We start from the raw sequence: 14,593 nt of genomic DNA, 5'->3' as shown, positions 1-14,593 counted from the left end.
ATCCTCAGTATGAGATGCATTTGATACTGCACAGTATGCGATACTTTTATTGCAGTAATATGACAGCCCTCCCCATCCTGTTCAGCCACTTTACGGCCATAAAAAAACCCGCTCGAAAGCGGGTTTTGAATAAAACTGAAGCATTATGGTCAACCTGGCCAGATTAACTATTTACCGCAGTATAATTCTGCTACCGCGGTGCAACTCGGTTTAATCCTGTTTTTTCTTAACCGCAACTCTTTTGGTTGGCGGGTTTAACCACACCACATGGCCGGTATGTTTTGAGGTACGGGTTAGACTGTTGGTTTCTGTCAGCCGGTCATTGTCTACTACATAAGTGTATTGCTGTTCGCTCATGCTGGAACAACCAGATAAACCAACAAGTGCTACCGCTGCTAATACTGTCACCAGGTGCTTTTTATTCATTTTCATCACTGTACTCCTGCTACGTCTTATCCAGACTATAGTCAGCACAGCACCGGCTGTCTAGCATATTTTTATTACAGTTTAGTGAAGGTTGATGATATTTTTAAAATAACAATAAACCATTGTTTCACATACATTTATTATGATGGCAGCAATGTTCAATTCGTCATAATTACGTCATGTTGTTTAACGTTTTGTTAAATGTCAATTTTTGGGCCGCAGCAGACATTATCGGGGGCGTCGTGGCTGTAATTCAATCCGGGCTGACTGCCCCCTGCTGACTCTGGCCATATATATGGCCTGCCTGGCCAGGTTAACGCTGTGCTCGGCGATCCGTTCCAGGGCTCTGGCCACCCAGTTCGCCCCTAAAACCGCATCAAGCTGATCCGGTTGCTGACTATTTTCAGCCAGATTGCGCCGTAAAATCGCGCCATAACATTGATTCACCGTTGCAGCCATATCAAGCGCCTGCTCCGCCTTTGCTGTACTGGATTGCTGCAGTGCCGCCAGGGCCAGCCCCAGCATCGTGCCCACCGGCGTGGCAAGAGTATCAATAGCAGCCAGCTGCTGTGGCGACGGCGGGCATGTTGAGTTCAGCAGCACCTGCTGGGCTATCTGCACATTCTGGTTGCAAATCTGCTCGATATCACTGATCGCTTTTAACAACGCCAGCACCAATCTTAATTCACGATCGCTGGCGGTATGATTTAACATATCAAGACAATGATCATCCATTGCCACTTCAAAATCATGAGCACGTTGCAACTGGCTCAGCACCTGCTGTGCCTGACGCTGATTATTGCTCTGGTAAGCGCTCAATGCCTGTTCAAACTGTTGCAGGGCCAGGCTACTGACCGCTTGCAACCGCTGCCTTGCCTGGGCCATTTCAGCACTGAAGCCTGCCTGGCCGCTATCTGGCTCAGTGTGGTTGCTGGCTGATTCTGACGGGCTGTCATTTTGCATAGTGGTTCCTAAGGCAATAGGGTAGTGGCCGCATCTTAACGCTGCCACTGCCAACGGTAAAGTGCAGCTTAATAAGCTGCCATGTGCAGCCTTGCAGCTTGACATATGGAAAAATGCATATATGATTATTCGCATATTAAGCCATCCGGTACCGCAGCCCTATGCTCACCCCCCTAGTATTTTACAAAGCCCTGGCCGATGATACCCGGTTAAAAAGCCTGCTGTTAATCACCGCGCAGCAAGAGCTGTGTGTTTGTGAGCTGATGACTGCCCTTCAGCTGAGTCAGCCAAAAATCTCCCGCCATTTAGCTCAGCTGCGAAAAGCCAATATCCTGGCGGATCGGCGCAGTGGCCAGTGGGTGTTTTATTCGCTGCACCCTGAGCTGCCCGCCTGGGCCCAGAAGGTGTTACAACAAACACTGCTGGCAAATGCGGCCTATCTTGCCCCCTGCCGGCAACAACTTACCCTGGTATCAGAGCGCCCTGCTTCACAGAGTTGCTGCTGACAATAACAAGGAAACTGACATGAGCATAAAAGTAGGTATCAACGGTTTTGGCCGGATTGGCCGCCTGGCACTGCGCGCAGCCTTTGACTGGCCTGAACTGGAGTTTGTGCAGATTAACGATCCGGCCGCTGATGCGGCTACCCATGCCCATTTGCTGAATTTTGATTCGGTGCATGGTATCTGGCGCCATAATGCCAGCGCTGAGGGCAGTAACATTGTGATCAACGGTAAAACCATTGCTGTTAGTCATAATAAAACCATCAGCGATACCGACTGGTCAGGCTGCGACTTGGTTATTGAAGCCTCTGGTAAAATGAAAACCGTTGCCGCACTGCAGGATTATTTAGCGCAAGGCGTAAAGCGGGTAGTGGTCAGTGCTCCGGTAAAAGAAGCCGGTGCGTTAAATGTGGTCATGGGCGTTAATCATCAGTTGTATGACAAAACTAAACATCAGATAGTCACTGCGGCCAGCTGCACCACTAACTGCCTGGCGCCGGTGGTCAAAGTTATCCATGAACAACTGGGTATTAAGCATGGTTCAATTACCACCATTCATGACTTAACCAATACCCAGAGCATTATGGACACCCCGCATAAGGATTTACGCCGCGCCAGGGCCTGTGGCAGCAGTTTAATCCCGACGACGACCGGCTCAGCCACGGCTATTGTTGAAATTTTTCCGGAATTAAAAGGCCGTTTAAACGGCCATGCGGTGCGGGTACCGCTGACCAACGCCTCGCTCACCGACTGCGTATTTGAAGTGGAACGCGAGACCACTGCCGAAGAAGTAAATGCAATGTTCAAAGCGGCAGCAGAAGGTGAACTGAAAGACATTCTCGGTTTTGAAACCCGGCCGCTGGTGTCGGTTGATTACAAAACCGACCCACGCTCCAGCATTATCGATGCCCTGAGCACCATGGTGATTAATGGTACCCAGGTAAAGATATATGCTTGGTACGACAATGAATGGGGCTACGCTAACCGTACGGTCGAGCTGGCAAAAATGGTCGGTTTGCAGGATCAGGCCTGAACATGAGTCTGGCAGCACTCTCCCCCGCGGTACGCCAGTATTTACTGGTAACGGCTAATTACTGGGCATTCACCCTGACCGACGGTGCACTGCGAATGCTGGTGGTGCTGCACTTTTACAGCCTGGGCTACAGTGGCCTGAGCATTGCCATGCTGTTTTTGTTCTATGAAATTTTCGGTGTTATCACCAACCTGGTCGGTGGCTGGCTGGGGGCGCGAATTGGTTTAAATAACACCATGAATATTGGCTTGTTTTTGCAAATTGTCGCGCTGTCGATGCTGTTACTCCCTGCAGCCTACTTAGTGGTGCCCTGGGTCATGGCCGCGCAGGCATTGTCAGGTATTGCCAAAGACTTAAACAAAATGAGCGCTAAAAGCAGCATCAAAATGCTGGTGGCCACTGAGGCGCAGGGCACGCTGTTTAAATGGGTGGCGCTACTGACCGGTTCCAAAAATGCGTTAAAGGGCCTGGGTTTTTTTATCGGCGGCCTGTTGCTCAGTTTAATTGGCTTCCAGCTGGCCATTCTGGCTATGGCCGGGGCTTTGGTACTGGTCTGGACTTTAAGTTTAATCAAATTAAAACAAGATCTGGGAAAAAGCACTGCCCGGCCTAAATTCAGTGAAATGCTATCGAAAAGCCGGGCCATTAATATTTTATCGGCGGCCCGGATGCTGTTATTCGGTGCCCGCGATGTCTGGTTTGTTATCGCCCTGCCACTTTTTTTAGCCAGCACCCTTGGCTGGGACCACTGGACCGTAGGTGGTTTTCTGGCATTGTGGGTTATTGGCTATGGCGCTGTGCAAAGTATCGCCCCGCTGCTGCTGGGTAAAAACACTCTCCCGGATGGTAAAACAGTCACATTATGGGCCCTGGTACTGTGTGTTATTCCCGGACTGATTGCCCTGGCACTTAGCGCCAACTGGCAAATTGAACTGGCATTGTCAGCAGGGTTAATGCTGTTTGGCGTGGTGTTTGCTATTAACTCGGCTGTGCACAGCTATTTAATTGTCAGTTATGCCAGAAGTGATGGTGTTTCCATGGATGTTGGCTTTTACTATATGGCCAATGCCATGGGCCGGCTACTGGGTACTGTGCTGTCAGGTTGGCTTTATCAGACTGCCGGGCTTGCCAGCTGTTTGTGGGTCTCAACAGCGATGCTGGTACTGACCGTATTTATTTCGGCAATGCTGCCTGCCATCGGCGAAACAGCTACTGCTGACAATAATAAAAACAACCCGCCATCTAAGTAAGGCACTCCGGCAGCCAGTTAGTATCACGTCATTAGTCACAGCCGTAATAAATACTCCCGGTAATTCGCGCATCATAAAAAATGCGGCTACAGTAAAGAAACCCGATAAAAATGTAGTATCGACTTGAATGCCGAATAACTCTGAACATAGTCAGAAATCTGCTATTAATTATCCAAATCAGTCACAGAAGCTGCGCACCAACCGTTTATTACAAATAATAGGTCTGACCCTGTTCAGCTTAGTGTTAGCGGTGGCTGTGGCCGACGGTACAACGAAATGGGTGCTGGTTGCTGGCTGTTTTACGCTGGCATTGGCAGGCATCTTTGCCTATCAACGCCATGTTACGGCAGCCACAGTAGTATTACTGTGGGCCATGTGTCTGATGTTGTCGGCGCTGGCATTTATTTCTGGTGGCATCAGAGACCTGGCGCTAATGGGCTACCCGGGCGTACTGGTGTTTGCTGCTATGCTCGGCAATAGCCGACTGTTTTTTTCCCTGATCGCATTTATGCTGGCTTTTTGCGCCTCACTTACCTATCTTGCGGTTAGCGGCATCGTTTCTCCGGTTATCCCTACCATCAGTGCGGCACACTTTGTGTTCGTGGCGGCAATTTTACTGGTAACCGGTGTCAGCGTCTATCTGCTGTACCGTGACCAACAACGCCTGATGACCAGCCTGCACGCTGAAAATCACCGGGTAAAACAAAGTCAGGCCCATATCGAGCACTTAGCCCTGCATGACCCCCTCACCGCGCTACCCAACCGCATATCATGCCAGCAACATTTCCAGCAACTGTACAGCCAGTGTCTGAGCAATTCGCAGCAGCTCGCTGTGCTATTTCTCGATTTAGACAACTTTAAACCGGTCAACGATTCGCTGGGCCACGCGGCGGGCGATTTGTTACTGCAGCAGTTAGCCAGGAGGCTGGAGAATTTATTATCAGAGCATGACATCCTGTGTCGTTTCGGTGGCGATGAGTTTTTATTGCTGGTACCCGGATTCAGTAGCAATGAAGCGTTAGCGGCTACAGCTGAAGCCTTACTGCAGCAAACAACATCCCCGTTTTATATTATGCAAAATATGATAGAAATCTCTGGCTCGGTGGGTATCGCAGTTGCACCACAAGATGGCATTGAATTCAGCGAAATTTGCAAACATGCTGATATGGCAATGTTTCAGGCCAAAGCTGATGGCCGCAACATTTATCGGTTCTACCACGATGCACTGAACAAGGCGAGCATCGACAAATTCAATATGTTGCAACTGATGCGTAAAGCATTAAAAAACAGCGAATTTCAGTTATATTTTCAGCCAAAGATCCGACTGAGTGATCAGCAAATCATCGGCGCTGAAGCCTTACTGCGCTGGCCGCAGGCCGATGGCAGCATGATTACCCCGGACGAGTTTATTCCGCTGGCGGAAAGTAGCGGTTTAATAGTTGAAATTGGCGAATGGGTATTGCAGCAAGCCTGCCTTGCTTGCAGTCGCTGGCATCAGCAAGGCTACAGCAACCTTACCATCGCGGTTAATTTATCTTATGTCCAGTTTCGTGACGGCAAGCTGGAGCAGCAGGTGCAGCAAGCACTGAGTGCTGCCGCCTTACCGGCACATGCTTTGGAAATGGAGTTAACCGAGTCATTGCTGATTGGTGAAGGCGACAATATTGCCCGGCAACTGGCAGCGTTGCACCAGTTAGGTCTTCGGTTCTCCATCGATGACTTTGGGACAGGTTACTCAAACCTGGGCTATTTACGCCGCTTTAATGCCAGTAGGCTGAAAATTGATAAATCCTTTATCTTGTCACTCTGCTTATCCGAGCGGGATGAGCCACTGGTACGGGCGATTATTCAGATGAGTAAGAGCCTGGGCCTGAAAACGGTGGCCGAAGGTATTGAAAACAGTGCTACTGCGGCGCAACTGGCCTTGCTGGGTTGTGACGAGGGGCAGGGTTTTTACTGGGCCAGGCCTTTGCCTGAATCTGACTTTCTGGGCTATGTCAGTGCAGAAATCATGAATGAAACCAGAAAATAAAACCTGATCAGCCTCTGTTGCGTATAGTCTGCTTTATCTTATAACAAAGCCTCACTTATGCAAAAATCTCACTCAGCTAAAGGCCTTATTGTTATTACCGGAGCGGGCCAGCGGGTTGGCTTACATTGTGCCGCTGCATTACAACAACAGGGTTATCAGTTACTGGTAAGTTACCGTAAAATGACTGCTGGTATTGCTGCATTGCAGCAAGCGGGTGCCCATTGTATCGCTGCTGACTTTAACCAGCTTGAAAGTATGGCCACCTTCATTGCAGCTTTACAGAATTACCCGGCCATCCGGGCAATTATCCATAATGCGTCCAGCTGGCAAGCGGACTTGCCCCGGCAGTACGCCAGCGATAGCCAAACAATGTCAGCGCAGTTACAACAAGATGCTGCAGTATTTGATGCGATGCAGCATATTCACGCCCGGGCGCCCTATTTACTGAACCGCGCTTTACTGCCTAAATTACTTGCCAGTACCGACGGCGCCGATATTATTCACTTAACTGATTTTGTGGCTAGCGTTGGCAGCAGCAAACATCAGGCTTATGCTGCATCAAAAGCTGCGCTTGAAAATCTGACATTGTCGCTGGCGCGACAGTTAGCGCCGAAAGTTAAAGTAAATGCCATCGCACCAGCATTAGTAATGTTTAACGAAAATGACGATGCCGTTTATCGCCAGCAAGCACTGGCAAAATCACTAATGGCCGTAGCACCGGGGCCAGATGAAGTATTGCAGACTATTTTATATTTACTACACAGTAACTATATCACCGGCAGGATACTGCCACTTGACGGCGGCAGACATTTAAAACTGCCTTAAACAGCGTGATCCTGAACGAAAAAAAACGGCGCCGGCCGTTTTTTATTATTGCATAGGTTACGCCGCGATTTTTTTAACCCAAGCCGCGCACCAGCCCTCACTGGCCACCAGCTTGCCAGGGAAAATAGCACAGGGCCGCCATTCCTGACCAGCTTCACCCTGGACCAGATTGCAATTGCTGCACTTCTGGCCCGCCACTTCTGACTTATGGGTATAGCGCATGGCTGCTGCCAAGGGATCATCCAATTTCAGTTGTTCCGCGGCCAGCGCGCTTAAACTTATGCCACCTGCAGTCAGGCCAATAACGGTACCTGCAGACACTTTAAAAAAGGTTCGACGGTTGAAGTTGCTCATAACTCACTCTCCTGCATTATGTATTAAGTATAATACTGGCTAAAAGGCCTGATGGTTTTGATGAACATCAACAAATTAGTACAAAAAACCGCCTGGCCATCACAACATCATTGGCAACGGCCTGCCGCCTATGATTTCTGCCATATTCTGTTAATACTAGTGCATATTCCACAGTAGATATGCCGCTTTGCTGAGTTGATCATGAATTATTGAACATGCAGTGGCAAAAACCGACTTATCTGGCTTTGCTTTTTCTTTTGCCTTACATCAATCCACAATCAGGGCAATCCGCAGCAAATAGTTAGTTGCAGTAATATACAAATAGCGATTACCCGGTGACAGAGCAACATTCGCTGCAGCCACCCCTGTTTTGATAGTTCCTAAATGTTCACCCTTTGCAGTAAAAACCCATACCCCGCCTGGCCCGGTTGCCAGCAAATGGCCTGATGGCAATACTTTTAAGCCATCGGGTAAGCCTCTGCTACTGTTGGTGTAACTGGTGGCATCAAAAAATAGTTTGCCTGGCCCCAGGCTGCCATCAGGCGCAACAGCATAGCGCCACCACTGGGCGGCGCTCTGTTCAGAGTTGGCGACATAAAGCCATTTCTCATCGGGGGAAAATGCCAGGCCGTTTGGTCGGCTCAGGTGTGTTACCTCCGCTGTTAATGTGCCGTCAACAGCCAAGCGGTAAACGGCATTTGCCGTCAGGGATTTCTGACTGGCGTTGTCGCCGCCTTTTAAGCCGTAAGGTGGGTCGGTAAAATAGTAGGCCCCGCTACTGTGTTGCACCAGATCATTCGGACTGTTCAGCAACTTACCCTGATAATGATTTACCAACGTTTGGTACTGTGGCCGGCCGTCTTTTATGGCCGTTAATACCGCTAAGCGCCGGTCGCCATGTTGCGCCAGCACCAACTGCTGCTTATTGTTTACAATAAGACCATTGGCCCCCTGGCCAGGGTTATCTTCGGGATATAGGCCGGTATAGCCTGATGGCGCCAGATAAACGGTTAACCCGTCTTGTATGTTCCAGCGATACACTTTATTTTCCGGCACATCGGAGAATAATACATCACCTGTGTCTGGTTCAACCACTGGCCCCTCAGACCAACGAAAACCTTCTGCCAGTATTTCAAGCTGCGCATCGGTAGCCACCAGTTGCAACATCTCTGGCTGCTGCACAGAAACCGGTTGTGCAGGTAGCTGGCCAAACACATTGACGCTATATACACAGCAGAGCAAACTCAAAAACAGTAATGCCTTCATTTACTAACTCCAAATAAGCTGTCGCATAACTCACACCTTACCCTGAATCTGTAACCCGGTACTACCCTTTATCAGACTGCATGACATTTACCAATTTATTGCGCTTTGTTAGCATGGCCAGTGTTCATCTAACGGCGATTAATTATTATGTCTGATAAGCTGATTACCACATGGTATTTGCATTACCAGGGTCCAACACTCCCAATGCCACACTTGCCGGCAGACTGCCTGTTAATGGAAGCAACGGTTCCCAGTCCTGAACTTAGCCAGTTTTTATTCACCGCGGTTGGTAACCACTGGCACTGGTTTAGCCGGCTTAGCTGGGATTATCAGCAATGGCTTGATTATTTAAACAAAGACTCCGTTCGTACCTGGGTGCTGTATCAGGCGGGCACTATCGCCGGCTTTGTTGAGCTAAATTATCACCCTGTCACTGTTCATCTGGAAAAGGGCCCTAGCGTTGAACTAAAGTTTTTTGGTTTGCTGCCTGCTTTTACGGGTAAAGGTCTGGGGCCTAAACTGGCACAAGCAGCCGTTGCATTGGCCCAGCAATGGCTTAGTCGTAGCATGCCTAACACAGCTAACAAGATGCCTGTCTGGGTGCATACCTGTTCGGCTGATCATCCGGCAGCGCTAGCTACGTATCAGAAAGCCGGTTTTGCTATTTACCACACGACTCAGGAGCCCGCTGACATTCCCGGTGATTATGCCGAAGCAATTTTATGCCGAAATTACCTGCATTCCCGTTTGTCTCACTTCGCGGCCATCTAGTTCAGCGTTGCGCTTCGCTGACCACTGGTCTCATCCTTGCATAGTTCTGGCATTTACCATTTTAATTAAACCATCTGGCAGCAGTATTGCCGGCTTTTTAACGAGGAGAAATTATGAAAGTGGATTCAATTCGCGGTTTACTCGACTGGACAGCTGGCTATTACCAACACTTATCAAACTGTTTTAGCAAATCCGCTGAGCAGCAACAAAACAAACGTCCGCAGATGCTGTTGAACTACCTTGCAGATAAAGAAATGGATCTGGCAACCCGGATCCGCGCTTTTAAAGAGGTTGGCGAAGACAAAGCTTTAAATACCTGGTGTACAGAACATATTGATAAGCATCCACTGATGGCAGAAGCTGCTTGTGATGATGCTTTTAATACCATGGATACCAATGCCATTATCACCGAAGTTGAGCAACAGCATCAAACCATCATTCTGCTTTATGAAAATCTGTACGACCGCAGTCAGAAATCAGAAATTAAAGAACTTTTGGCGGAAGTTCTCGATTTACAAAAACAACAAGCACAGCAAATGATGCAAGGCGCAAACCGGTTAGAAGATATCTAAACACCAGCTTCAAAAACACCACAGGTAAGTTTTACCGCTGCGAAGTAGAAGTTTTACAGCATTGTTGTAACTGTTGGATTAACTGCAGCCTCGCTGCTTAGTGTCAAAGGAGACCGATTATGAGCGAACCAAAACCCCTTTTAGGTAAAAAAGTAGCCATTTTAGCGACCAATGGCTTTGAACAAAGTGAATTAACCTCACCCCGTAATGCCCTTCTTAACGCCGGAGCGGACGTCGATATTGTCTCGCAACGCAGTGGCGAGATCACAGGCTGGTCAGGTAAAAACTGGGCCGACGAAGTCACAGTTGATAAAACCCTGGATGACGTAAAAGCAGAATATTATGACGCTTTGGTATTACCAGGTGGTCTGATTAACCCCGACACCTTACGCCAGGATGTCAGTGCCATTAAGTTTATCCAGGGCTTTTTCAGTGACAGCGCGAATAAACCGGTAGCCGCGATATGCCATGGCCCCTGGTTACTGGCAGAAGCCGGCGTATTAAAAGGCCGTAAGGTTACCTCTTATGGCAGTATAAGTACCGATCTAAAAAATGCCGGAGCCAGTTGGGTAGATGAAGCGGTGGTGGTAGATAATGGTCTGGTAACCAGCCGTAACCCTGATGACCTGCCGGCATTTAATAAAAAGTTGCTGGAAGAGATCCGGGAAGGACGGCATCATGTTTAGGGTAAATTTACTATCGGTGTTTGCAAACGCCTGATGTCACCTATAATAAGTTGAACTGATACTGCTTTATATGACTTAATGTAGTATAAATTCCACAATGAAGAGCAAACAGGCTTTGTTGAGCCCGACTAAACCCCGCCACTCACTGGTACGGAAACTGACCCGGCAAAACCTGACTGTTTTGCTGGGCAGTATGCTTGTTACCTTCGCCCTGATTGCAATAATGCTGTGGCTGACCGCCCGTGAGCGCCAGGGCAGTGCCGCAGAACTGGCCGCTATTCAGCTGGCCAGTAACGTTTCGGCCATGCTGGTATTTAACGACCCCGCTGCCGCTGAGTATGAATTGGAAGTGCTTGCCAAAAACCGCGATCTTAGTGGCGTGGCGCTTTACAATGCCGATGGTGAACTCTTCGCTAATTTAGCAGATGTGCCAACGCTGCACTGGCAGCAAATGCCGGCATCTGTCGAACCAGTGCGCCGATATCAGGGGCTGGAAATTGCCCTGACCGTGCCGGTAGTGGTTCAGGATAACATCGAAGGGGTGCTGTATGTCCGCGAGAATCTGCATCAGTTAATGAACTGGTTTTTGCGGGGATTGCTAATGATCTCGATGTTGATGGCTGTCATATACTGGTTCGCGGCCAGACTGTTGATTTCTCTGCAGCGCAAGGCGCTGTCGCCTTTAATTGCATTATCGGCTCTGGCGGAACAAGTGGCTGGTGAGCGCAATTTCTCATTAAGAGCCTCCGTAGTGAATGATGATGAAATCGGCAGCTTAACCCAACGCTTTAATGAATTGCTGAAGCGAGCCGAGATTTGGCAGGCAGAGCTGAGCAGCAAATTACAACAACAGGCTGCCCGGGGTGATGAGCTGGAACATCTTGCAATGAAAGACAGCCTGACCCAGCTGCCGAATCGACACAGCTTTACTGAGCTGTTAAACCAAATGGTACTGGATAGTAGCAACAGCAATACGATGTCGGCGCTGATGTTTATTGATATAGACAACTTCAAATTCGTCAATGATAATTACGGCCATGATGCCGGTGATGAGGTGCTGATAGAAGTCAGTCGCAGGATCCAGACAGCAATTCGTGCTGACGATACGCTGTGCCGGCTGGGGGGAGACGAATTTGCGCTATTGCTGCCCAAACAGGTAACACCGAACCTGACCGAACAAGTTTGCAAAAGATTACTACAAAAGATCAATCAACCCATCTGGGTTAAAAATGCACAGATGCCGGTGACATTAAGTATTGGCGTCGCACTGTGTCCGCAGCACAGTAGCAGTGCAGCCACATTACTGCAGTTGGCCGATGAAGCCATGTATAAGGCAAAAAGGGCGGGGAAAAATGGTTACCAGATATATAGTGCTGATTAACGCTTTAGTTTTGTCAGCGATCAGCATGCAACTGCAGGCACAACAGGTACCAAGCCTGGAGGAGTTACTGCAACAGCCAACCGCAACCGATCCGGCCCGGATTGAAGTGTCGACCTCAGCACGTCATGCCCAGAGTGCGGGTAAATCGGCACAAGTCACCCATATTGTAACTGATGAAGAAATACGCCGCTTCAACCTGAGAAATTTGATTGAGATCCTCAGTTTTTTCCCGGGGTTATACGTCAGCTCTGACACGAGCTACGGCTATCTGAGCGCACGCGGCATTGGCCGGCCGGGCGACTATAATTCGCGGATCCTGCTGCTGGTCGATGGCACCAGAGTCAATGATAATATTTATGATGCCGGCATGATCGGTAATAATTTTTATATTGATCCGCAACTGATTGACCGGGTGGAATACAGCCCGGGCAGCGGTTCAGCACTTTATGGCAATAATGCGTTTCTGGGCGTGGTAAACGTTATAACGAAACGAGGTAATAAGCTGCAGGGAGGTCAGTTAGCTCTGGCTGCCAACCAACGCGATCAGCTTGATCTTTCACTGTCCTATGGTATTCGCCATGCCAGTGGCCATGAGGGCTGGGTGTCGCTCAGCCGCAGCCAGCAGGACGATATTGCTTTTGCCGATATCAATGCACCTGAGCCGGTGCTTGCCCAACAAACGCTGAATAACGACCTTAACCATAAACTGGCTGCAAGTTACCGCTATCGCCGACTGCAATTACAAATGGCCGGGGTGTCACGTACCCGGGAAGAGCCAGGGGCGCTGATGGCAGACCCAAGCAGAAGCGATATTTTTAAAATAAAAAACCGCAATTATTTTATTTCGCTGCAGCATAGCCACAGCCTGAGCGATCAGGCTGAGCTTTACACCCATTTATCAACCAATGGCTTCGACCTTACTACTTTTACGCCCTTTATTGTTCCAACCGGCGAGATACGCCGCTACCACTTTGATGTCACCGGCAGATGGACCAACCTCGATTTACGCTTAAGCTATACGCCAGAACCGTCGCATCATTTACTGTTTGGGATTGATGGCCAGCACGATCAGCATCAGAGTTATCAGTTCAGTATTGATGATATTATTCCGGTGCTTGCCGTCAGCAGCAAAAACAACAGAATTGGGCTGTATCTGCAGCATGGCTGGCAAATTACTGATAATCATAAATTTATCAGCGGTTTCCGCTACGACTATACCGAACAGAATGTTCGTGAGTTCAGCCCTAAGTTTGGTTGGATATGGCAGCTGACGAACCAGCAAAGCGTCAGAGTAAGTTATGGTACGGCGTTTCGAGCGCCGAATGAATATGAGCAGAACAGCAATTTATACAATGAGCTGCCGGTGCCTGAGTCTGAGTTAATCAACACGCTGGAGGCGAACTGGCAAGCTCAGCTTGCGCATAGCTGGTCTGTCAGTGCCACCGTTTATCATTCTCAGGTGCGCAATTTGATCACCGGTAATTATGGTGCAAGCGCCATAGTGCAGTTTTTTAATGACCGCGCCGTCGAAGCCTACGGTCTGGAAACAACGGCGACGAAAACCTGGCAAAGCGGTGCTACGCTGCAACTTTCTGCCAGCACCCAGCGAGCCCGTTATAAAAATGACCAAATGGGTTTAACCAACTCGCCGGAGCATCTGTTTAAAACACAGTACAGCCAGCCGCTCTGGCGTGACGATCTGCATCTGAACTGGCATATGTTTGCAACATCAGCACGAACCAGCCCCCGCGGCCAAATGCCCGGCTATGCCCGGCACGATATTTTGCTGTCCTGGCAACTCAACCCTAAATTACATATTGTGCTGGGTTTGAAAAATGTATTCGACAAAGCATACGTTGACGCCCCGCTACCAACAGGAGTGCCGCTGCAACAACCCGAACGCAGCGCTGAATTATCCATTAACTGGAATTTCCTGTAATGCGTAGGTTGCTGGCGGTACTTATCGGGGCGACCCTATTTTTCGTTGTGTCGCCGGTGCGGGCTCAGCCGGCGCAGGCATCATTAAAAGCGGCATTGCTATTTCGGTTTGTTCAGTACAGTGAGTGGGCAACTAATCCACCGGCACAGCAAAACTATTGCATCGCCCAAGATGCCGGGGTGTTTAATGCGCTCACCAGCATTCTGCCGGCCCAGACCCAGGTTTCATTGATAACTGCAGCTAATCAGGCAGCAACATGCACTGTTTTATATTTAAGCGCAGAGCTCGCCTCAAAACCAGAATGGTCACAATTACTGCAAACCACTGGTCGGCTTACCGTCGTAGAAGGTGCAGAGTTATTTCGTCAGGGCGCCATGTTTGGCCTGATTGCTGAACCACACCGGATATCGTTTCGGGTTAATCTGACATTAGCACGGCAACAGGGCTTTCATCTAAGCGCGCAGATGTTGAAGCTCGCTAAAGAAATTCATTAAGCCCGCGGGAAAAACTCATAATCTGTCCATTTTTTCCTTTTTCGAGAACATTGTCTGCTAATGTCAACTAAGCTTAATGGAAATATTAAGGACAAGCT

The 14,593-nt window shown here is 49.0% G+C and carries 15 protein-coding genes; 11 read left to right on the top strand and 4 right to left on the bottom strand.

Annotation, left to right across the window (positions count from 1 at the left end):
- Positions 1–210: 210 nt before the first annotated feature.
- Entirely contained in the window at positions 211–432 is a 222-nt protein-coding gene (locus tag B2Q61_RS03245; protein ID WP_290621359.1) for a hypothetical protein, read from the bottom strand.
- 222 nt (positions 433–654) lie between these two features.
- Positions 655–1,389: a phosphate signaling complex PhoU family protein gene (locus tag B2Q61_RS03240; RefSeq protein ID WP_290621358.1), complete on the bottom strand. Its 735-nt coding sequence runs from the start codon at positions 1,387–1,389 to the stop codon at positions 655–657.
- A gap of 161 nt (positions 1,390–1,550) precedes the next feature.
- Here B2Q61_RS03240 and B2Q61_RS03235 point away from each other — a divergent pair, with 161 nt between their 5' ends.
- The 5 genes from B2Q61_RS03235 (at position 1,551) to folM (ending at position 7,032) form a co-directional block, all read left to right on the top strand.
- The gene (locus B2Q61_RS03235; protein ID WP_290621357.1) at positions 1,551–1,895 is read left to right on the top strand and encodes a metalloregulator ArsR/SmtB family transcription factor; all 345 of its coding nucleotides are present in this window, start codon (positions 1,551–1,553) and stop codon (positions 1,893–1,895) included.
- A 19-nt stretch (positions 1,896–1,914) separates the two neighbouring features.
- Positions 1,915–2,925: an ArsJ-associated glyceraldehyde-3-phosphate dehydrogenase gene (locus B2Q61_RS03230; RefSeq protein ID WP_290621356.1), complete on the top strand. Its 1,011-nt coding sequence runs from the start codon at positions 1,915–1,917 to the stop codon at positions 2,923–2,925.
- 2 nt (positions 2,926–2,927) lie between these two features.
- On the top strand, positions 2,928–4,175 hold the full coding sequence (gene arsJ, locus B2Q61_RS03225) for an organoarsenical effux MFS transporter ArsJ (protein WP_290621355.1): 1,248 nt from the start codon (positions 2,928–2,930) through the stop codon (positions 4,173–4,175).
- 127 nt (positions 4,176–4,302) lie between these two features.
- On the top strand, positions 4,303–6,207 hold the full coding sequence (locus B2Q61_RS03220; protein WP_290621354.1) for a putative bifunctional diguanylate cyclase/phosphodiesterase: 1,905 nt from the start codon (positions 4,303–4,305) through the stop codon (positions 6,205–6,207).
- 57 nt (positions 6,208–6,264) lie between these two features.
- Positions 6,265–7,032, top strand: a complete 768-nt coding sequence (gene folM, locus B2Q61_RS03215) for a dihydromonapterin reductase (protein WP_290621353.1) — start codon at positions 6,265–6,267, stop codon at positions 7,030–7,032.
- 57 nt (positions 7,033–7,089) lie between these two features.
- On the opposite strand, the gene B2Q61_RS03210 is transcribed toward folM, so the two are convergent.
- On the bottom strand, positions 7,090–7,386 hold the full coding sequence (locus tag B2Q61_RS03210) for a high-potential iron-sulfur protein (protein ID WP_290621352.1): 297 nt from the start codon (positions 7,384–7,386) through the stop codon (positions 7,090–7,092).
- A gap of 267 nt (positions 7,387–7,653) precedes the next feature.
- The gene (locus B2Q61_RS03205) at positions 7,654–8,652 is read right to left on the bottom strand and encodes an SMP-30/gluconolactonase/LRE family protein (protein WP_290621351.1); all 999 of its coding nucleotides are present in this window, start codon (positions 8,650–8,652) and stop codon (positions 7,654–7,656) included.
- A 147-nt stretch (positions 8,653–8,799) separates the two neighbouring features.
- On the opposite strand from B2Q61_RS03205, the gene B2Q61_RS03200 reads away from it, so the two are divergent.
- From B2Q61_RS03200 to B2Q61_RS03175, 6 genes are all read left to right on the top strand, one after another.
- Positions 8,800–9,423: a GNAT family N-acetyltransferase gene (locus B2Q61_RS03200; RefSeq protein ID WP_290621350.1), complete on the top strand. Its 624-nt coding sequence runs from the start codon at positions 8,800–8,802 to the stop codon at positions 9,421–9,423.
- A 113-nt stretch (positions 9,424–9,536) separates the two neighbouring features.
- A complete protein-coding gene (locus B2Q61_RS03195; RefSeq protein ID WP_290621349.1) occupies positions 9,537–9,995 on the top strand; it encodes a hypothetical protein in 459 nt (152 codons plus the stop codon).
- Between the two features lie 119 nt (positions 9,996–10,114).
- Entirely contained in the window at positions 10,115–10,681 is a 567-nt protein-coding gene (locus B2Q61_RS03190) for a type 1 glutamine amidotransferase domain-containing protein (RefSeq protein ID WP_290621348.1), read from the top strand.
- 97 nt (positions 10,682–10,778) lie between these two features.
- Entirely contained in the window at positions 10,779–12,062 is a 1,284-nt protein-coding gene (locus B2Q61_RS03185) for a sensor domain-containing diguanylate cyclase (RefSeq protein ID WP_290621347.1), read from the top strand.
- The gene (locus B2Q61_RS03180; RefSeq protein WP_290621346.1) at positions 12,034–14,001 is read left to right on the top strand and encodes a TonB-dependent receptor plug domain-containing protein; all 1,968 of its coding nucleotides are present in this window, start codon (positions 12,034–12,036) and stop codon (positions 13,999–14,001) included. The genes B2Q61_RS03185 and B2Q61_RS03180 overlap by 29 nt, the downstream gene beginning before the upstream one ends.
- The gene (locus B2Q61_RS03175) at positions 14,001–14,495 is read left to right on the top strand and encodes a YfiR family protein (protein WP_290621345.1); all 495 of its coding nucleotides are present in this window, start codon (positions 14,001–14,003) and stop codon (positions 14,493–14,495) included. The genes B2Q61_RS03180 and B2Q61_RS03175 overlap by 1 nt, the downstream gene beginning before the upstream one ends.
- Positions 14,496–14,593 lie beyond the last annotated feature (98 nt).

Origin of the sequence: Arsukibacterium sp. UBA5043, from assembly GCA_002415085.1 — a bacterium.
GTDB lineage: Bacteria > Pseudomonadota > Gammaproteobacteria > Enterobacterales > Alteromonadaceae > Alishewanella.
This window is presented reverse-complemented; position numbering and strand designations above follow the sequence as displayed.

What these genes read in the sequence shown, in the direction of transcription:
- B2Q61_RS03245 (WP_290621359.1), bottom strand. Translation starts at nt 432, where the DNA reads ATGAAAATGAATAAAAAGCACCTGGTGACAGTATTAGCAGCGGTAGCA.
- B2Q61_RS03180 (WP_290621346.1), top strand. Translation starts at nt 12,034, where the DNA reads ATGGTTACCAGATATATAGTGCTGATTAACGCTTTAGTTTTGTCAGCG.
- B2Q61_RS03235 (WP_290621357.1), top strand. Translation starts at nt 1,551, where the DNA reads ATGCTCACCCCCCTAGTATTTTACAAAGCCCTGGCCGATGATACCCGG.
- folM (WP_290621353.1), top strand. Translation starts at nt 6,265, where the DNA reads ATGCAAAAATCTCACTCAGCTAAAGGCCTTATTGTTATTACCGGAGCG.
- B2Q61_RS03210 (WP_290621352.1), bottom strand. Translation starts at nt 7,386, where the DNA reads ATGAGCAACTTCAACCGTCGAACCTTTTTTAAAGTGTCTGCAGGTACC.
- B2Q61_RS03230 (WP_290621356.1), top strand. Translation starts at nt 1,915, where the DNA reads ATGAGCATAAAAGTAGGTATCAACGGTTTTGGCCGGATTGGCCGCCTG.
- B2Q61_RS03220 (WP_290621354.1), top strand. Translation starts at nt 4,303, where the DNA reads ATGCCGAATAACTCTGAACATAGTCAGAAATCTGCTATTAATTATCCA.
- B2Q61_RS03240 (WP_290621358.1), bottom strand. Translation starts at nt 1,389, where the DNA reads ATGCAAAATGACAGCCCGTCAGAATCAGCCAGCAACCACACTGAGCCA.
- B2Q61_RS03195 (WP_290621349.1), top strand. Translation starts at nt 9,537, where the DNA reads ATGAAAGTGGATTCAATTCGCGGTTTACTCGACTGGACAGCTGGCTAT.
- B2Q61_RS03190 (WP_290621348.1), top strand. Translation starts at nt 10,115, where the DNA reads ATGAGCGAACCAAAACCCCTTTTAGGTAAAAAAGTAGCCATTTTAGCG.
- B2Q61_RS03200 (WP_290621350.1), top strand. Translation starts at nt 8,800, where the DNA reads ATGTCTGATAAGCTGATTACCACATGGTATTTGCATTACCAGGGTCCA.
- B2Q61_RS03185 (WP_290621347.1), top strand. Translation starts at nt 10,779, where the DNA reads ATGAAGAGCAAACAGGCTTTGTTGAGCCCGACTAAACCCCGCCACTCA.
- arsJ (WP_290621355.1), top strand. Translation starts at nt 2,928, where the DNA reads ATGAGTCTGGCAGCACTCTCCCCCGCGGTACGCCAGTATTTACTGGTA.
- B2Q61_RS03175 (WP_290621345.1), top strand. Translation starts at nt 14,001, where the DNA reads ATGCGTAGGTTGCTGGCGGTACTTATCGGGGCGACCCTATTTTTCGTT.
- B2Q61_RS03205 (WP_290621351.1), bottom strand. Translation starts at nt 8,652, where the DNA reads ATGAAGGCATTACTGTTTTTGAGTTTGCTCTGCTGTGTATATAGCGTC.